We start from the raw sequence: 17,364 nt of genomic DNA, 5'->3' as shown, positions 1-17,364 counted from the left end.
ACGCGTGCGGGCGTCTCGGGGGCAGACTGCCGAGAGCCTCGTCTGACATCGGCGTCCAGGGTCGGCCGACGCGCCCCCCTCGCGAAGACCGCTCTTCCCGCCTCAAGCCTTGCCGATGTCCTCGACCTCGGTGAGTTTCTGGAACTCCCGCAGGTACTCGGGCCTGTTTCTTGCCAGCCACTTGACCACTGCCGTGTTGGCGAGAAGGTGCGTCAGGTGTGCCTTGAGCAATGTCAAGTCGACGACATCCCGACCGTAGCTGTCGGACAAGGTGCTCGCCTTCAGCTGAAGCTTGGTGAGCTCTCGCTCCACACGTGCAAGCGCAGCTGCTGTCTCCTTCCGGCGCGCGCCTTTTTCACCCGCCGTCACCAGCATGTCTGGCGGTGTGGCCGCCAGGAGCGCCTGGGCAAACGGCACACTAAAGTTTTGCCCCGCGACCATCAGTTCCACGGCTTCAATCTGGCGGAGGGGTTTCATTCGCTTCAGGACAGCGATGGCCGAGCCCGAACACGGTGTATCGGAGAGAAGGTGCACTGCGTCTTCGCAGACCCCGTCCATGAGGCGCGCACGGCGGCGGATGGTGTCCGTTGAACGGCCCAATGCCCTGGCCAAGCGCTCAACTGGCACGCCGGAGTCGAGAACCTTCAGAATCATCTTGTGGTCCTGGACGGCCGAGATGCGGTTGACCATCGTGTTGTACGTGTAGGTGTCGTCGCTTCCGGTCACCAGACAGTCGACCTCATTGATGCCAAGCTCGCGGAGCGCCTCGATTCGTACGTGCCCGTCAACGAGGAGGTAGTAACCGGGCTTTTCCGGCATCCTTGTGACCACAGGGAGTTCGACCAGCCCCTCTTCGCTGATGGAGGCGAGTATCTCCTGCCATTTGGACGTCGCCTTAACGGTCTTCGGCAGGAGTTTGAGCGGCTGGATGCGGGTGAGCTCCACCCGCTGGGTCTTCGTGGCAAAGCCCACCTTCAGGGGTATCGCCCGTTCCTTAGGCTGCGCGTTCATGGCAGGGCCTTCATGCGTTCGGCGAGCATCCGTGGCATGGAGGCAATGCCCTCGCTTTTGACCAACGTACGGAACTCGGGCAGGTGCAGCAGCTCTTTGAGCGCGCCGGTGCAAAACGCAAGTTGTCGGCTGACAAACTCGGCATTCTTTGCGATGAACCGTTGCCGCTCCGCTTCTTTTTCGAGAAGCCGGCGAACCTCGGCGGCCGACGGGGGTTTGCGCTGGGACCTTGCGGCCGGCTTGTAGCTGCTCCGGAGCTGCGGGGAGCGCTGTGCGCGCGCTTCGAGCAAGCGGCGAAGCTGCGCCATCTTCTTTCCGCGAATGCCTTGCTCGTAGGCATCATTGAGGATGCCCTGGATTTCCGCCGTGCTTGCCTTGGCGATGTCTGCCGCCATTGCGAGGCTCATTACGCCGGTCTGGACCGCAGCGAGTAACCGCTCTTCTCCCTTGTCGAGCAAGCCACCCACCATGCTGACCCAGGACGGGCTGGTTCCGATGAGCTCAGCGATTTCGACGTCTGTACGCCCGCGTTCGCGAAGATGCCCGACTTCCCGCATCACCTCAATTGCCGACGGCGTGCGTCGCGCGATGTTTTCAATGAGGCTCATGACAAGACAGTCCTCTTCCGTCGCGTCGATGATGACGGCAGGGACCGCGTGGTGACCCAGCGCGCGGAGTGCCTCGAGCCTCCCCTGCCCACAGACAAGGTCGAAACGCTCGCTGCCGTCCCGGTCTTCGTGCCGAGTGACTGTAATGGGCCGACGCAACCCGGTCGCGCGGATGCTCTCGGTTACGTTGCGGTGCTGCATCTGGTCACGGTTTCGCGGATTGACGACGCGCACGCAATCGATGGGAATGGCATGGACGTTGGCGTCCGACCGGTGGTGGGCTTTCATGCAGCCTCCGGGTAGCGAGCGCGGGCAGCGAGGCGACCCAGCGCATGGAGAGAATCCTGGCGGTAACCGTCGATGAGCGGTGAGTTCCCAAAGCCCAAATGCCGTGGCCACATGCCAAGGTCAAGACGTGGGATGAGGTAGTAGTCCTGCACTTCGTCGTGCGAAAGCGCCATGCGGCACGCGAGCGTCAAGTCAGGCTTGAGCACGGCATCAAAATGGACCCGCCAGCGCAGTGAGCCGTCTGGCTTTTCCACACAGCGCGCGAGGACCACGGACAGGGTCCACTCCCCATTGACCCTCAGAAGGTCCGTGCGTGCGTCCCGCTCGACTTTCCCGTTGACACCCGTCAGCGCGGAGACCACTGCTTCCACGACCTGAGGACGACCCGCGCGCAGCTGCCGGTTGATGTCGAGATACCTGTAATCGCGCCCTGGGTCGTAGCCCACCAAGCGATAGGCGCGGACGAGGCCTCCGAAGCGTTGCCGGTAGGCACTGCTCGGGGGCATCTCCTCTTGCTCGTCGATGATGAGGGCAGAGAGGTCACCGGCGCGCTCAAGGAGTCTCCGGAGAAGCTCGAGCATCTGCGCGTCGGAGACCTTTTCGGAGCGCTGCGCAATCCGACGGCGGACCTCGAGGAAGACGTCCCTCGAGACAATTCCCTCGAACGCCCCATCGCAACGAACCCATTTCTCGGGTGGATTCGGCCGCGACGGTTGACGGAGTTTGCCCGAACGCCGGGCATAGACATTGGTGCCGAGGTATTTTTCGTTGGTCAGGACCTGGTGGACGGTGCCGCGCGTCCAGGGGCGCCCGAAGTCCGTATGAATGCCATGGCTGTTGAGGTGCTTGGCGATGGCTGCCTCGGGGAGCCCGTCCTCGACGAACATACGGTAGATATCCCGGACGACGAGCACCTCGGACTCCGGCCCCGGGACCAGGACCACGCGGTCGGTCTGGATACTCTTCCGCTCACCCGGTGCCAGCATGGCCTTCCACCGGCGCTCCGCGTCGACAAGCGCGCGCCGCAGACCGAAGCCCGCCGGTCCCGCCTGATGGAACCCAAGGCCAGCCAGGCGGCATTGACCGGCGAACACCTTGGAGGAGAGCTCGCGGCTGTATTCGGCTGCCATTGAGCGTTTGACACCCTTGACGATCGTCGCCAGCGGGCTGCCGTCATTGTCGAAGGGCTCTGCAACATAGAGAACGCGAACGCCGGCCTGGAAGCAACGGTACTCATAGTGGGCAGCCTCGTCGGCGTTCTGGAACCGCCCCCAGCGGGAAACGTCGTAGACGAGCACCGCCTCATAGGGCGCGGTCCTGGCTTCGACGTCGGCAAGCAATGCCTGAAGTGCGTCCCGCCCTTCTATAGCCAGACCGCTCTTGCCCTCGTCACGGAAACTCCGGACGATGTCCATGCCGTGGGCCGCCGCGTAGGCGTGGATAGCATCGGACTGGTTTTCGGTGCTGTATCGCTGGTGGTCAGTCGACATGCGCACGTACTCGGCCACCCGGACGAGTGGTTCAGCCCTGCCAGAGGCTGTGCGCTTGACCATGGCGGCACCCGGGTGCGACCCCGCAGAACCGCTACTGTATGCCCGATTCCCGCTGGCCGGAAGCCTGTAACACCTGTGTTACAGATGAGGCAAAGGGCCACCTGAGGGAACCGATGGCCGGTGCAGGCTGCCGTGGCCAGTCCACCTGCGAACACAGAAACGACAGAGCCGGGCGCTTGGCCAGGCTCTGTAGGTAACTTCGGTTTGTATCGAACCCCGCCTTAAAACTGGTCGCCGTCAAGCGCCCAGTCGATCACAACACAAAAAAAGCTACCACCGCCCGGACCTTCTTCGATGACTGGATATTCACCAAGATTGTCCTTTCGCCAGCCACGAAATTTCCAGCGAACAACATACTTCACGGGGGGCTCGTTGCCCGTGACGTACTTCAGTTCGCCCGTGCCGAAGCTCGCCAGCATGAGGTGCCGCAGTTCGCGAACGTTCGTCTACGGTTTGCGCGCCGCGTGCGTACGCACGCGGTAAAGGGCGGCGTGCTTGCCGCGCTCATGCCGCGTACGCCAGCGGGCCACGCACCACCCTGTCGCGGCGATCGCCAGAAATCCGATCACGATGCAGCCATAGATCAGGTTCACTTTCTGCCCAAGCAGATAGCTAGCCTGACTGAAAGGTCGCGCAAGGATCGCAAAATTCATCGCATAGTGCTCGTTCGCGATTCCAGTGAAGAGCGCTCCCAGCGCCTCGTGCGCGGGCTTGAGAGCTGCAACTCACCGGTCCATCATCGTACTTGCGTTGGCAAGGCCAGCCAAGACGACCCCACGATCCGCAAGTGCATCGGCTTCGACATCCGCGAAGGGTGCAGCGGTAACGCAGTGGTCCTGCCCGAGGGATGGGTCATCCCTGAGGGCTGGCACCTAGTGCCGGAGACGCCTACCGAGCGGATGCTCGACGAGGGCTGGCCCCCTCCAGAGTTCTGCGAATTCGACAAGAAAGGCTCCTATGCCGACCTGGTTGCGCTTGTGCCGCGGCCGCCGGCTGCAATCGGGCCGAATCCGGAGGTGGTGGCCCATCGCACTCGGTCGAAGTCCCACCCGCGGTATATCGGCAACTGGATCGACGGCGATATGTCGCGTGAGCACGAGGCCGAGGAGGCGCCGTTCAATACGGTCGAGCGGGCCGTACTCGCGCCAGCGGCGATGCTGCGCCACCGGATCCCAAGCTTCCAGGCGCGCGTCTCCTGGTGGATGGACCAGTGCTTCCTGCCGTCGCTCTACAGCGACATGACCGAGCGCGGCGATCGCCTTCTCGAGGAAGTGCTTGAGCTGCTGCAGGCCCATGGGTATGACCAGGCCCGGGTGCCCACGCTCGTCGACTACGTCTTCAAGCGTCCGGTGGGTGAGCCGGCGCAGGAGGTAGGCGGCGTCATGGTCACCTTGGCCGGGTTTTGCTGGATCGCCCGGCTGGACATGCACGCCGCCGGCGAGGCCGAACTCGCGCGGATTAACCAGCCGGAGGTGATGGCAAATATCCGCGCGAAGCAGGAGGCGAAGAACGCACTTCACTTCGACACGCCACTCCCAGGTGCCCGAACGCAGGCTCCCCATGCCTGATCCAGCCGTGGTCCAGTTAGTACGGGCGTTCACACCACGGTTATCCGATCGATTCAAAGGTATCCCGAGCAATCTCTCCGAGTCGATTTCGGCATTCTTCTAGAAAGGGTTCAAGGCGCGCAACAATGCTTTTCGCATATGCAGGGCAACCCACCAATGAGCTTGCGGCGGAGTGCATCTCAATGAAGTGTGCTTGCTTACGTCCGTGGAGATACCTGTCAACGGCGCTACTAACCATGCTTTCAAGCAATTCTGCATCACGAATGGCCGCCGCAAGAGCCGGACCAAAGTCCTTTGGAAGATACGTAGCTTCCTGAGGTGAGAAGTAGCGAAACTGCTCTCTGACGATGGCGCAGGAACTCTTCATCTGCACGATGGTAGGCGTGACCTGCGTTACTTCTGTGCCAGGAAGCGCAGCTGCCACCACTACTGCATCATTTCCTATGCTCTGAACCAGCGTGTATATGCCGCTAACAGGAGAGTAAAGGCTGGCCATGGACAGTCGAGCTCGCGACTTTGCCTCGATTCGCCGCCTCCGACCGTCGCTAAGCGCTATGCCTAGAGCGACGATGGCAGCAGCAAACGTTCCAATCCCAGACGCCCATGCGCCTTGGTCGGCAGCTGTCAGGCTAAGCCACCAGTGAAGGCTCGGCCACGAGTGTCCAAGCGGTTTCACCGCCTCACACAACGGACTTATATCCATGCGGGAACTACCCATCCTTTTCAGTGCGCTGATGGTGCCGCATTTCGGCTACACCAGCCATCACCATTCCGCGAACTGCGCCCAGTACATCCTCATTGCCGAACCGTGAGCGTCACCGGCATTAGAAAACGGGCCGATGCGCTTAACTGCCTGGGCAGCATAAGGGCCAACGGCATCATCGAGCGCCACTAGGTCGGCGAAGAAGACCTTACCGAAGATGGTCTCGACAGATGCCACCCTGGGGACTAAGTAGATGAAGTTAGGATCGTCCATGCGAGAGCTCCCAGCACTCTTCTGAGCGCCGATGTTGCGCGCCATCATTGAAGGTCGCAAGGCAGCCAAGGGTGGAAAGCTCATGGACCAGCCACCGCCGCACGGGTGCCCTCGGCGACTGGGCAGGGCGGAAACGCCACAATAGGTAATGGCGGTTCGGCAGGTGCATCATCGGCCTACGTTCCGCCACAACCTCCAAGGACAGGCATCACGATGACCGACAGCTACCCGGCCCGGGTCAGGGCAAACATCCTTCCGCGCTCCAACGCCCAAACGCTACCTGAGGCTTTCGCCGAATGGGCATGGACCGGTGGGACCGAGGACCACGGAAGCGCCAGCGAGACCTGTGAGCTGTGCGAACAGGAGTCCTTGCGGTATCACTTCGAGATCCACAACGACCACACATTCGCAACCCTACGGGTGGGCTCCACGTGCATTCTGCGCTGGCAGATGGGCGTGCAGGTCAACGGCAAGCGCCTGAGCCAGGCTGCTGCGAAAACTGCCATCAACGATGCACTGAAGCGCATGCAGCGAGCGGCGTGCATCCGAGCCCTCGAGGCTGTGCTCGCCGCCGAGCCAAACGAAATCCTCCAGTCGGCTCTAGTCGCGTACCGCGATGGCAAGGCCCTCACGCCGAAGCAGATCAACGTGGTGTTCTGGCGACTCGATACTGCGGGCATCGAGTACAACCCGTCGTTCTTCAAGGTGGACCTGAGGAAGGAGCGGCGATGGGATGACCTGCGCGCCATGAGGCCCTTCCAGCGCGACAACGTGTGGAAGGCGATGACCTCCGCCCAGCGCGCTTCCGCGATGCGGCGTGGTATATCTGGACCAGCCACGCACTCGTTTGGCAGCCCGTAGGCGTTCCAACTCCTCCCATATCGTTCCAATTCCTAGCATGGGTAGAAACATGGGTAGGAATGCGATCGGGTACAAAAAAGCCCGCATTTAGCGGGCTTTTTTGATGAAACTGGCGGAGAGAGTGGGATTTGGATCCCCGATCCTCCGCCAACGCCTGGGCACATTTCGGTGTGTACCGGAACGTGTCCCGGGATCCTAGCTTTCCGGTTATATCTGTCAAGCCACGAAAGTCATCTCAGCCAGCCGCTCGACAAACGTCCACCCCAGGGTAGGTTGAATGCACAAGCGACACCGCGTTCCATCGTTTAGGGGGTACGAACGTAATTGAGAAACAACGGGTACGGCGTGCGCCCGACGTCCCAGTTGTTGGCGGCGCCCACCGGCTTTTGGCGGTGTCGCGCCGCCGTCACAAGCAACCGGGATTTCGCGCGCGACACACCGACGAAAAACAGGCTCCGACGCTCCTCAAAGCTCTCACCCCAGCTCCACTCCTCGTTCTCGGTGGCCGGCATCACCACCGCTTCGAATTCCATGCCTTTGCATTTGTGCAAGGTCATCAACCGTACTGCGCCCTCGGACGCAAACCGCCCAAGACTCACCGAGAGGTCCCCCGTCTCATCGACCAGGGCCATGATGGGCTCGACGACAGAGTCGAGAACCTCCCCGACGTAGCCAGGATCGCTGTAGTCCGCCGACAGCGACGCGATGTTCGCCTGGCCGCATCGGGAAACGAGCGCGCGGACAACCCGGCGGACGGCCTTCGACCGGGCTTTCGGGCCGGCACCAGCAACCACCCCGCGCGAATCGTCCACAAAGCGCATCCAAGCGCCTTCTTTACCCTCCTCGTCAAAGCCTGAGAGCGTCCCCATCAGCGCCGCGAATGACTCGGGCGCCGGGGCGTCGCCGAGTACCCGGAGAAAATGCACAAGCAACATGGACAGCGGTTCTGAAGCGACGTCCGCCGCCTCATTTTCGTTGCGCCATGCAATGCCGCGCCTGTCGAGCTCCGCCATGACAGGCTGGCCCAGCTGGCCGGGGCGGCGACGGTACAAAACCGCAATCTCGTGGCCGGGGACGCCTTCGGCGAGCCATTGTTCGATGCGGTCAGCAATGGTGCCCGCCTCAACACCGCAATCAGCGAGCTCAAATGTGTCCGCCTCGCCACCGGGACCGGCGAGCTTGGCCACCGGCAAAACGGAGCGCGGCGACATGTCCGCCACCATGGCGTTCTGGATGCGGCGAAGCCGCAGCAAGGAGCGGTAGTTGTGGAACAGTTCGATGTCACCAGCGTCGAAGTCCGCAGCGAACCGGGTGAAGACATCCGCCAAAGCCTTTGCAAATCCCATGATTCGCTGCTTCATGTCCCCGACTGCTGTCAGGCCGATGTCCGTGCCGCCAAACAATGCCCGCACGAGTTCATATTGATCACCGGTGCAATCCTGGAACTCATCAAGGAACACGTGCGTATACGTCATGCGCACCGTCCGAACGACCATGGGATCGGCCTCGATGAGCTTGAGCACCGAGGGAACGAGATCGTCAAACGCCGCCTGATTGGGACCGGTCCGATTCAGGCCGAGACGAAACCCCGGATTGAGCGCAAATTTTCCCTTGAGGAGCGGCCGGAAAATTTCGATGATCCGGCGCGCAAAGGCGTGAAAGGTAAAGCTGTCAAACCGGGACGCGCGGTCTGCACTCGACCGACGGCGCACGCGATCGCCAAGGGTACGCGCGGCATCGACCTTGAAGGAGATGGCCAGCACCCGCCGGGGATACGGACAAAGCCCCGTGGCCAGCAGGAAATCTGCCCGCTGGGCGAGAAGCTCCGTCTTGCCGGCACCCGGCCCCGCCGTGATCAGCGCGCTGCCGACCTCAAGCTTCACGGCATCCCTGGCTGGCTCTTCGAGCACCAGGCCGCCCGCTTCGGTCCACTCGTCTGGCGCAATCATTCGGGGCTCTCGTCGAGCAACACCTCAACCCGATCGATCATTCGACCCAAGCTCGGAGGCATATCTGCGCTCAGATCAGCATCGTCCAGGTTGGCAAGGGCCTTGATGTGAGACACAGGCTTACTCGACAGCTTGAATCTACGATGGTAAGGGTAGAAGAAGCGTTCAGTCTGCTTGTTGTTGAGAAGTGCGATATTTCCATTCTTTCCGAGCACGGCGCGAATAGTGGCTGCATGCGGCTCCTTTAAAGCCTCCTCATCGATGCCGTAGGCCCCAGGAAATTGGCGAATCATCGCCATGTCTAGATCAACGACGCGCGAAAAGAACACATCTGCGGTCTCGAGGAAAGCAAGCTCGTCACTGAGCGCCTGCGACATCCCCGCGTCGTTCCATTTTGGAAATTTATTGGTAACGGCCGCTCGTTTCGTCGGACGTCCCGCCGGAAATGTGCGCAGGTGCTTATGCGTCACCCGTACGCGACCCCACCCACCACCAAAGCGGCCAAGGTCTAGGTCAAGCAAGGTGACGAATGGGATCTCGAGAACAGACAGCAGCCGCCAGAAGTGCTGGACGTGCCGCCCGCCGAGGGGTGCGATGCAGACCGAGGCACCGTCGGCATTGATGCCGCGCGCGGCAAGCAGTCTGGGAAGGACGATTTCCTCGCTGTCACCTTCCCCAAGGATGACGAGCCGGGAAAAGTAAAGTTCGGGAAATACCATGACGGCCTCGCGCACAAACTTTGCCGCCTCGACGTCATCGTCATCCGGCATGACGATTTCGCGGACCTGGGTCTCCCGTTCGGCATTGAGGCGCAAGTACCGGATGAGCGCAGGCTCGACGCGCTTGAGCATTGAGGGCGCATGCGTGGCAACCACGGCCTGCCCACCGGTGGATGCAGCGAGTGTCTTCAGGGCATCAACGACACGCCCGAGGTAATGTGGGGAGAGGCTGTTTTCAGGCTCCTCCATCGCAAAGAGCGTAAAGACCGGCGGTTTTAGAATATCGATGTCGAAGGGTGTCTCCTCTCCCTCCGCAGCGCTCTTGCCCACCGAATGGGCTGCAAGAACCAGCGAGAGGTACAGGAGCGACTTTTGTCCGTCACTGAGACGCGCAAAATCCACTGCTGGCTCGCCCGGCCCGGGGCCGAAGGTGATCTTGACGTGGCGCAGCACCTCTTCAAGTTCACCCCGCGCAAAACTCAGCGCCGGCGCTTTGTAGTAGTGCCCCTTGTGCAGGGTGCTCCAGCTGTCTTGCAGCGCGTCGACAACTGCCCCGACGCCGGCATTTTCGCCCAGCGCATCACTGACCTGGACGCCGAGATCGGCCACGGCCGCCCGCTGCGCCGTCCAGTCTGCAGAACGCAACATGCGCCCGAGGATCGAGCCGGCCGCATAAGAGATGTGGGTGCCAGGATCCCGGCGCGCCGGAAGGTAATGAACCTGGATGGCCTGGCGCTCGGCACGCGACATGCTGCGTGTCTGGACCGGCACGCCTTGGTGGTCGGCAAGCAGCACGTACTCAAGCCGCTGGTCGACTTCGCCCATCGCATCGATGTCGGCGCTCAGCCGGACACGCATGCGCGGCTCACCGTCAATTTCCTGTAGCCGCATGTGCAGGAAGAACGCCGGCACAGTCACGCCCGGGTCATCGCCGTCCCGGGCTTCCGGAAACACAAAATCAGCCTCCAGCCAGAGCGATGCTGGCGTGCCGTCGACCCACTCCTCGTCGGCGCCGACATGGAAGTCCGAGCGGACAATCTGCCGCATGGCCGGATCTGTGCCAAACATTCGCGCAAGAGCCGTGAGCACGGCCGTCTTTCCCGCCCCGTTCGGACCAATCAGAAAGCTCATCGGTTCAAAGTCGATGGGGGATGCGTCCGGCGCGAAGGACTGGAAACCCGACAGGTGCAACCTTTGCAACTTCATGTGTCTTCCTCAATACATTGCTGACAGGTCGACATTGGAAGCGAGGGGCCGGCAGTCGTCAACCCGAGAGCATCGGGGCAGGTTTTTGCCCCCCTTGACAGGGCCGCAGTCTAGGTTGGATCTGGGGGAGACCCGACCCGCGAAGGACTCCCATGTACGTCACCCTGCCCGACATTTACGCGCCAATGGCCTTAATCTATTGATGCGCTCGCGTGCAGGCATCACTCAGACGGCGTACTCAAGGGGCGGCCGGCGGATGGTCCAACGGGTTGATGTCGAACACCGACTGCATGGATTGAAGCAGGTCCACCCATAAATCGTTCCAGACTTTTGGGGTCGAAGTTTGCCTGCGCCCGGAAGACCGCGATGCGCGCCTTTGTGGTCACCTCGGCGATTTTCTTGTGGGGCGCCTCGTCCGGATTTAGCATCAACATGACGTGGGACTCGAGCTCAAGAGAGCGATGCATCAACGCATACATGCGCTCGACCGTCGCGCTTCCTTCCGCCCGTATCTGGTTTTCCAGGTTCATCACCCCTGCATACTCCGATACCGTTTTGCGCCATGGGCCTGCGACAAAACACGGAGCCACCTTCTAATGCAGCGTTGAAGCGCTCTTGCGGGCATTGCGTCCACGCTTCGCTGGAGGGACAGGCGGCGCCGCCTCTTCCCCGGGAGGGTTGGCCAGCGATGCGAGCAATTCGGCTTTACCCTGCCCTTCGAGCTCCTCGCGCTTGAGCGCAAGGTGTTCGAGCAGATAGCCGTTGTTAAGCTCGAACTGAGACAGGATGGTTTCCCAGTTCATGACAAACACCGTAAAGCGGCTGTCCTTGCGGATGAGTCCATCGATACCTTGCGCGGCGACCTGCTCGAGGCGTGAGCGGATAAGGGTGTCCGTCGCCGAAATCTTGCGCCCGACCAAAATCAGTTCGACCCGCGTCTGTGCGGCTGAAAATTCGGGGTGTCCTTCGATGATGGCGGTGTACTCGTCGAGCTGCTGGAGGTGCCGGTGGTTGAGCGCAACGCCCGGTCGCTTGATTTCGATGATGACCCACTTCGTCAACCTGCGGCCAAACGCATCGTGATGGCCCCGACGCCGCACGAGGAACAGGTCGGGCTGACGCTGGGAGACCTTGACCGTTGCGCCGTCTTCCACGTCTTTTTGGACAACAGTGTCGATGCCCTTGACGCTCTTTCGGAGCTCTTGGGCAATTTTCGTGAACGTAGTCTCTTCCGCGCCCAGGGTTTCAAACTGTGGCCCGAACAACCACGTGTTGAGTTCGATGATTTTCTGCAGATCCGGCGTCTCACGCACTTCCTTGAAGTGCACGCGCATGAGCTCGCGAATCTGGTCAATCGTCGTCTGTCGCCGCTGCAAAGTCCCTATCGTCTCGACAATGGCGTCGAGCGTGGTGCGCTCGAGCTGCGCGGCGAGACGTGCCGTCGTCGGACCATCGAGGTTCAGCACACTGTTGAGCACGTCGAAGAGTGCGTCGTTCTCGTTGGACACCGACAACCGGTCGAGAAGCCGAATGAGGAGGGTTCGCTGCTTTTTCTTGAGCGAAGCGAGCAGGCGCGGGTCCGCCATGTACACCGACCGTACAATGTGCCGGACATTTTTTCCCCGCCACGCGGCATCCGCCGGCGACAGGGCGGAATGATCGGGAAAGGAGCCGTCCGCCTCGTACCTGTCGATTTCGCGCTCGACATGCTCACGCAGGAAGTCCTCATAAACTTCCCTGACTTTCTCGACGACAAGCCGGCTGACCGCCTTCCAGACTTTCGAGTCAATTGTGGCGGCATCGGGATTGAAGAGGTTCGGTGCGGAACCGAAGGCATCTGCCCAGCGTGACCCGATATACACACTCGCAAAGAAGCCGGGCTTGTTGTTGTGGGAGCTCAGCTCGAAATGCACGACCTTGCCGCTGGTGTTTTGCAGGTAGACATACGATTTTTCTGACGCGGGGCGCTCATGCCAGCGGATGATGCGGACACGGAAATCGTGACCTTCAACCGACACCGGACTCTCAAAGAGCGAATGGGCGGGGGCGACGACGGCGTGACCGTCATAGACAAGCCGCCGCTCCGGGTTGAGCAACAGGAACCAGCCAAACTCGGTCGACAGCAGCGCCAGCATATCCGGCGTATCCGGCAACGCGTTGCTGACGGGGTCGAGCAGAACCTTGGTCCCGGATGTGCCCGCGATCATCCCGTGGGAAGCGCCTCGGTCGAGGATGGCACCCGTGTATTGTTCCAAGTGTATGGCGGCGACTTCGATGGTCGCCTCCTGGCCCGCGTATTTCGTATACCAGGTCGCCCGATCGGCAAGCCGGTGAAAGGCAAGGCGCCCCCGCCCGTTGAGGCCATGGAGCGTGACGTCTTCGACCTTGCCTGACTCGTTGAAGCGCCCGAAATTGTCGTCGACGTGGAAAAAATCGATACCGTCACCGTCGTCGGCGACAATGACCGCACTGAGCTGGTCAAGATCGTTGTGGGCAAGCTCGACGGCAACGCGGGGGGCCCTGGCATCAAAGCCGTTCCACACCAGTTCGACCACCGCCTGCCAGGGCTCGGTGCGTTTGAAATGCTTCTTGATGCCCTTGCCGCCAATCCGGGTCGTGCCTGCAAAGTTGCCCATCCCGCCTCTCCCTGTCTGGTTCCCTGTCGGGGCTTTGCGTCGGATTGTAGGCGCGGTAGGTTGCATCTGGCCATCCTGCCCGCGCTCGCGCTCAGGGGCTGAGACTGTGCCCGTTCCCCGCTGCCGAACCAGTCCCGGACGCGGGAAACGGCAGAAGATCCATCCAATCTTGGGCCACCGTGCCCTTTGCCACGGTGAGGCCCTAACGGGCATTCGACAAGCGCCGCACAAAGGTCCTTGGACGATGAGCGGACCATGGCATTCGGCCGTACGAGGAATTGGGGACACTACCCTCAAACGGGTCGTCGCGGAGGCACTTTCACCATTGGCACGCCTCGTTAGACGCCCATGAGAACCTTCACACGTGACTCCCTCCGTGCACCGGAATGTGAAGAACGCGCGCCGGCTGGTTCGAATAGGGGTCCGAACCGTTTGCTTTTTCTTTTTGCGATCAGCGGTCTGTCATCTGTCTGGTTCGGGAAGTCGAGGGCTACGACGACTGACCGACCTCACGGGGCCTTTATTGTGAGCTTGGACGCTGGCTGCGGTTTTGCGGCCAGTCTGCGTTCAAGCTCGGCAACAAAACCGACCCATTCTGCGCCGTAGGCCAAAACGAGGTCGTGCATCACCAGCAACCGAGGGCACGACTTTGCTGCAAGCTCTTGTCCTGCGCTGTCGCGTGTCACGACTCCTAGAGGGCGGAGCGTTTGTGCGATGGGCTGCATGCAAGATTCCAGTCGCCTTGGCATTGCTGCACCGTTCCGAGGAACACAAATCGGGCCGCGTGCCGCCGGCCCTGGGGTTGTAACCGCGCAGGCTTGGAGGCGACACTGCCGAATTCGAGCACAACGCGCTTCGAGCATACCCCCCTAGGGCGGATGGCAGATATGCCGGCCGCGGAGGTAGGCCTAGGGTAGAGTCATGCGAAGCCTTGACCTTGACGCCCTACTCGCCCGCGCCAGTCTGGCTCAAGGTGCCATGGCGGTCAGTCAAGCCCTGCTGGATCGCGATTTCGACGAAGGCCGATTTCGGGCCCATTTGGTCGTTTGTGATGCGTCCACAGCAGGATTGACCACCGTTGGGGCCGCCGCTCGATGCGTTCTGTACTTGCTTGGGCCAGCCGGGAGCGTGGCACGATTGGGTATAGGCTTGGCTCTGTTGCGCCTATCGGAAGCGATCGAAGCCGCTTAACAGCGAGGTCACAATCCTCATTGGAAAAGGCGCGCATAGAATCGACCTGCCCTGCTCCACCCTAAACCCCGTGTTAGCTCTCGTTCAATGCACGCGAGCACCGGGTGGCCTGACACGGGTACGCAGTCGTTGGAGCGCATTCGCGAAGGGAGCGCACTCGTACCCCCGATAACACCAACTAATCAGCGTTTGCGCGACGCTGCCCACGGTGGTGTCCTCAAGTCCCACTCTTCTGGTTGCCTGATCAGGCATGCGGTCCGACCTCGCGGCTGAAATGGCAGCAGCGGGTCGACGCGATGATGCGCCACGCGCGGCGGCAGGTTCCCTCAGGCGAGACCCCTTTGAATCCGTTGTCGCGTACGACGGCCCTTCCCTCGATTACCGCGCGGTCCTGGCGGACAGACAAGGTCTTTTTCCAGTACCGGGGAAAGAGACCCTCGGCGAGGAAGTTACCCGCCCTCTTGCCATTGATGGGGAACGGCGGCTGCAGCCGTCGGTTGGCATCGCCTATCCGACCTGCCTCCTCACCGACGACGAGGTTGGCCGGCTCCGGAAACTTCGCATCACGGGCAAGGTCGAAGTCATCGCCGGGCGGTTCTGACCCGCTGGCGTAAGATTGGCACGTGGATCCTGCCCGCTTCGTCAAGGTCGACGGGTCCGTGCCGATACAGACATCGTGTTCTGAATGGACCGCAACCGTCCCGTCCCATGACTCTAGCCGACCGCCTGAGAATCCGCTCCGGAAACATCAAAGCGCTCTGTCGGGCCCTCGAATCCAGGGGCCTCACCGGTGCTCATCGCCTTTCGGCAGCCTTTGGCCCGTCTATGACACCGGAACGGCTCACGGCCGTGCTGGCAGACGGCCCGCTCCCCGACTTTCTCGCCCGCTCCATTGAACACATGATGGGCGTGGCCATGTACTGGCTCGACGAGCCCCACCCCGACGCCGCCGATGCCGCAAGCCACCTGCTCATCGAGCAGGCGCTGCGCATCAAGTCCCCGGAGCCCAGCGTCATCGCCCCCGCCGTCGTACCGGTGCCGGAGCCGCTCGACGCCTGACCCCTGCGTTCCACCTGCGGGCCTGGAACGAGACCCGTCAGTGCCGCAAGCATTGGAGAACGGTCAGTGCAGGCGGCCGGCAGCGTCTGCCTCCGACCCACTGACGGGTGACGAGTGGTGTGCACCGGACCGCAGGCAGACCCATCCGGCGACCCCGGAGAGGATGGAGCCGGCAAGGATGCCGAGCCGGGCCTCGTCCTGAAATTCTGGATGGTCAGGAAAGGCAAGCATGCTGATGAAGAGTGACATCGTAAACCCGATGCCGCAGAGCATGGCCGTGCCGAGCAACTGGCGACGAGTTGCCCCCCGGGGAATCACGGCCCATCCGAGGCGGATCACAAGCATCGCTGCGGCAAAGACGCCTGCGGCCTTGCCCAGTGCAAGACCGAGGCCGACGCCGAGGGTAACGGGTGCAAGCCATTGCTCAGCGCCAATGCCCGAGAGGGAAATGCCAGCATTGGCAAAGCCGAAGATGGGCAGGACCAGGACCGGAACGAGCCGGTGGAGGCCATGTTCGAGTCGTAAAAGGGGCGAATGGGTGCAGTCACCGTCCGAAGGCGCCCGCCCCTGTTCGTCCCGGAGCGGGATGCATAGGGCGGTCGCCACCCCGGCGAGCGTCGCGTGGATGCCCGATGCATGGACCAGCACCCAGAGCACCAGGCCAAGGAGGAGGTACGGCCAGAGCCGACGGACACCGAGACGGTTGAGAGCCACCATCAGGCCAATGGTAACGAGCGCCCCGCCCAGGGCCGGAAGGTCGAGGTGTGGCGTATAGAAGGCCGCAATGACGACGACCGCGCCGAGGTCGTCAATGATGGCCAACGCTGCGAGAAACGCCTTGAGTGCCCCCGGCACGCGACGTCCAAGCAGACTTGCCACGCCAAGGGCGAAGGCGATGTCGGTGGCAGAAGGGATGGCCCAGCCCGCGGCCGCATCACCTGAGATGCCATTGGCGAGCACATAGATGAGCGCGGGAATCGCCATGCCGCCGAGTGCTGCAACGCCTGGGAGGATGCGGCGGCGGTTGTCAGCGAGTTCCCCGTCGATGACCTCGCGCTTGATTTCGAGACCCACCAACAGGAAAAAAAACGGCCATCAACCCGTCGTTGACCCAGTGGAGCACGCTCAGGGGGCCAAGGTCGGTGTGCAAAAACGCCTCATAGCCTTCGCGCCACGGCGAATTGGCCACCCCGATGGCAAGGGCGGAGGCACCCATGAGGACAAGGCCGCCCATCGCGGAGCCAGACACGAAATCGAGGATGCCCTGCAGGCGGCTCCAGATGAGGGTTCGAAACAACGGCCTGGCCAGTGTGGAGAGCTTCCCATCCTCCCACCCTTTGCAATGACGTCAACCAATGGAGGAGGCGCTGCTCTTTTGGCAGACTTGTTCTACATCACCCGGGACAACGCCCATGCCGGCCCCGACACTGCCCCCCATCGCACTAGCCATCGCCATCGTCATCGAGCCGCACGCCGTGTTGGCGGATGCAATCGCCGAGGCACTACGCGGACGGGGCTATGACGTTTTTGTCGCCGCCACCCACGCCGGTGGAGCGCAGTCCGCACTCGACCATGCGGTGGTTGGTTTTCTCATTGCGGCCGTCCCCGCGCCCGGAGAAGACCGAACTGGCGCGTACCTTGCCCGAGCCCGTGACCTCAACCCAAACCTGAGACTGTGGTCATGCTCTCGGACCCTGAAGAAGACGCTAGGGAAGCGCCTTCCGGTGCGGTCCGGCTCG

The 17,364-nt window shown here is 62.0% G+C and carries 16 protein-coding genes; 4 read left to right on the top strand and 12 right to left on the bottom strand.

What is annotated here, in order from left to right; translation table 11 throughout:
• Positions 1-102: 102 nt before the first annotated feature.
• The 4 genes from ABIE56_RS11920 to ABIE56_RS11905 all read right to left on the bottom strand — a co-directional run bounded on the left by ABIE56_RS11920 (position 103) and on the right by ABIE56_RS11905 (position 3,879).
• Positions 103-1,011, bottom strand: a complete 909-nt coding sequence (locus ABIE56_RS11920) for a plasmid partitioning protein RepB C-terminal domain-containing protein (RefSeq protein WP_429244020.1) — start codon at positions 1,009-1,011, stop codon at positions 103-105.
• Positions 1,008-1,907 carry a plasmid partitioning protein RepB C-terminal domain-containing protein gene (locus ABIE56_RS11915; protein ID WP_429244019.1) on the bottom strand — a complete coding sequence of 300 codons (900 nt, stop codon included), beginning with the start codon at positions 1,905-1,907 and terminating at the stop codon, positions 1,008-1,010. Before ABIE56_RS11915 ends, ABIE56_RS11920 begins: the two co-directional genes overlap by 4 nt.
• Positions 1,904-3,460 (bottom strand): recombinase family protein, encoded by a 1,557-nt coding sequence (locus ABIE56_RS11910; protein WP_429244018.1) that lies wholly within the window; start codon positions 3,458-3,460, stop codon positions 1,904-1,906. The genes ABIE56_RS11915 and ABIE56_RS11910 overlap by 4 nt, the downstream gene beginning before the upstream one ends.
• Before the next feature lie 221 nt (positions 3,461-3,681).
• Positions 3,682-3,879, bottom strand: coding sequence for a hypothetical protein (locus ABIE56_RS11905; RefSeq protein ID WP_429244017.1), 198 nt, complete (start codon positions 3,877-3,879; stop codon positions 3,682-3,684).
• A gap of 72 nt (positions 3,880-3,951) precedes the next feature.
• Here ABIE56_RS11905 and ABIE56_RS11900 point away from each other — a divergent pair, with 72 nt between their 5' ends.
• Positions 3,952-5,028 carry a hypothetical protein gene (locus ABIE56_RS11900; protein WP_429244016.1) on the top strand — a complete coding sequence of 359 codons (1,077 nt, stop codon included), beginning with the start codon at positions 3,952-3,954 and terminating at the stop codon, positions 5,026-5,028.
• Positions 5,029-5,068: 40 nt separating this feature from the next.
• Here the strand turns inward: ABIE56_RS11900 and ABIE56_RS11895 are convergent, their stop codons facing one another.
• Positions 5,069-5,524: a hypothetical protein gene (locus tag ABIE56_RS11895; RefSeq protein ID WP_429244015.1), complete on the bottom strand. Its 456-nt coding sequence runs from the start codon at positions 5,522-5,524 to the stop codon at positions 5,069-5,071.
• 267 nt (positions 5,525-5,791) lie between these two features.
• The gene (locus ABIE56_RS11890) at positions 5,792-6,004 is read right to left on the bottom strand and encodes a hypothetical protein (RefSeq protein ID WP_429244014.1); all 213 of its coding nucleotides are present in this window, start codon (positions 6,002-6,004) and stop codon (positions 5,792-5,794) included.
• 213 nt (positions 6,005-6,217) lie between these two features.
• Between ABIE56_RS11890 and ABIE56_RS11885 the strand changes: the two genes are divergently transcribed.
• A complete protein-coding gene (locus tag ABIE56_RS11885; RefSeq protein WP_429244013.1) occupies positions 6,218-6,865 on the top strand; it encodes a hypothetical protein in 648 nt (215 codons plus the stop codon).
• A gap of 305 nt (positions 6,866-7,170) precedes the next feature.
• Here ABIE56_RS11885 and ABIE56_RS11880 read toward each other — a convergent pair whose 3' ends face one another.
• The 4 genes from ABIE56_RS11880 to ABIE56_RS11865 all read right to left on the bottom strand — a co-directional run bounded on the left by ABIE56_RS11880 (position 7,171) and on the right by ABIE56_RS11865 (position 13,375).
• Positions 7,171-8,814, bottom strand: a complete 1,644-nt coding sequence (locus ABIE56_RS11880) for a UvrD-helicase domain-containing protein (protein ID WP_429244012.1) — start codon at positions 8,812-8,814, stop codon at positions 7,171-7,173.
• Complete coding sequence (locus tag ABIE56_RS11875; protein WP_429244011.1) at positions 8,811-10,739, bottom strand: AAA family ATPase; 1,929 nt, start codon at positions 10,737-10,739, stop codon at positions 8,811-8,813. Before ABIE56_RS11875 ends, ABIE56_RS11880 begins: the two co-directional genes overlap by 4 nt.
• A 221-nt stretch (positions 10,740-10,960) precedes the next feature.
• Positions 10,961-11,269 (bottom strand): hypothetical protein, encoded by a 309-nt coding sequence (locus ABIE56_RS11870; RefSeq protein WP_429244010.1) that lies wholly within the window; start codon positions 11,267-11,269, stop codon positions 10,961-10,963.
• A gap of 63 nt (positions 11,270-11,332) precedes the next feature.
• Positions 11,333-13,375 carry an ATP-binding protein gene (locus ABIE56_RS11865; RefSeq protein ID WP_429244009.1) on the bottom strand — a complete coding sequence of 681 codons (2,043 nt, stop codon included), beginning with the start codon at positions 13,373-13,375 and terminating at the stop codon, positions 11,333-11,335.
• Between the two features lie 1,441 nt (positions 13,376-14,816).
• Here ABIE56_RS11865 and ABIE56_RS11860 point away from each other — a divergent pair.
• Together ABIE56_RS11860 and ABIE56_RS11855 are read left to right on the top strand one after the other, a co-directional pair.
• Positions 14,817-15,167 carry a hypothetical protein gene (locus ABIE56_RS11860; RefSeq protein WP_429244008.1) on the top strand — a complete coding sequence of 117 codons (351 nt, stop codon included), beginning with the start codon at positions 14,817-14,819 and terminating at the stop codon, positions 15,165-15,167.
• Positions 15,168-15,274: 107 nt separating this feature from the next.
• Positions 15,275-15,625 carry a hypothetical protein gene (locus tag ABIE56_RS11855; protein ID WP_429244007.1) on the top strand — a complete coding sequence of 117 codons (351 nt, stop codon included), beginning with the start codon at positions 15,275-15,277 and terminating at the stop codon, positions 15,623-15,625.
• Positions 15,626-15,688: 63 nt separating this feature from the next.
• Here the strand turns inward: ABIE56_RS11855 and nhaA are convergent, their stop codons facing one another.
• A complete protein-coding gene (nhaA, locus tag ABIE56_RS11850) occupies positions 15,689-16,702 on the bottom strand; it encodes a Na+/H+ antiporter NhaA (protein ID WP_429244006.1) in 1,014 nt (337 codons plus the stop codon).
• Positions 16,653-16,874 (bottom strand): Na+/H+ antiporter NhaA, encoded by a 222-nt coding sequence (locus ABIE56_RS11845; protein ID WP_429244071.1) that lies wholly within the window; start codon positions 16,872-16,874, stop codon positions 16,653-16,655. Before ABIE56_RS11845 ends, nhaA begins: the two co-directional genes overlap by 50 nt.
• Positions 16,875-17,364 lie beyond the last annotated feature (490 nt).

The organism is Luteibacter sp. 621, assembly GCF_050435445.1.
GTDB lineage: Bacteria > Pseudomonadota > Gammaproteobacteria > Xanthomonadales > Rhodanobacteraceae > Luteibacter.
Note: the sequence above shows the minus strand (reverse complement) of the source record. Positions and strands in the feature narration are given on the sequence as shown.

Coding starts and splice junctions, on each gene's coding strand:
- ABIE56_RS11910 (WP_429244018.1), bottom strand. CDS start 3,460: ATGGTCAAGCGCACAGCCTCTGGCAGGGCTGAACCACTCGTCCGGGTG.
- ABIE56_RS11890 (WP_429244014.1), bottom strand. CDS start 6,004: ATGGACGATCCTAACTTCATCTACTTAGTCCCCAGGGTGGCATCTGTC.
- ABIE56_RS11875 (WP_429244011.1), bottom strand. CDS start 10,739: ATGAAGTTGCAAAGGTTGCACCTGTCGGGTTTCCAGTCCTTCGCGCCG.
- ABIE56_RS11880 (WP_429244012.1), bottom strand. CDS start 8,814: ATGATTGCGCCAGACGAGTGGACCGAAGCGGGCGGCCTGGTGCTCGAA.
- ABIE56_RS11865 (WP_429244009.1), bottom strand. CDS start 13,375: ATGGGCAACTTTGCAGGCACGACCCGGATTGGCGGCAAGGGCATCAAG.
- ABIE56_RS11920 (WP_429244020.1), bottom strand. CDS start 1,011: ATGAACGCGCAGCCTAAGGAACGGGCGATACCCCTGAAGGTGGGCTTT.
- ABIE56_RS11855 (WP_429244007.1), top strand. CDS start 15,275: ATGACTCTAGCCGACCGCCTGAGAATCCGCTCCGGAAACATCAAAGCG.
- ABIE56_RS11895 (WP_429244015.1), bottom strand. CDS start 5,524: ATGGCCAGCCTTTACTCTCCTGTTAGCGGCATATACACGCTGGTTCAG.
- ABIE56_RS11870 (WP_429244010.1), bottom strand. CDS start 11,269: ATGAACCTGGAAAACCAGATACGGGCGGAAGGAAGCGCGACGGTCGAG.
- ABIE56_RS11905 (WP_429244017.1), bottom strand. CDS start 3,879: ATGCTGGCGAGCTTCGGCACGGGCGAACTGAAGTACGTCACGGGCAAC.
- ABIE56_RS11860 (WP_429244008.1), top strand. CDS start 14,817: ATGCGGTCCGACCTCGCGGCTGAAATGGCAGCAGCGGGTCGACGCGAT.
- ABIE56_RS11915 (WP_429244019.1), bottom strand. CDS start 1,907: ATGAAAGCCCACCACCGGTCGGACGCCAACGTCCATGCCATTCCCATC.
- ABIE56_RS11885 (WP_429244013.1), top strand. CDS start 6,218: ATGACCGACAGCTACCCGGCCCGGGTCAGGGCAAACATCCTTCCGCGC.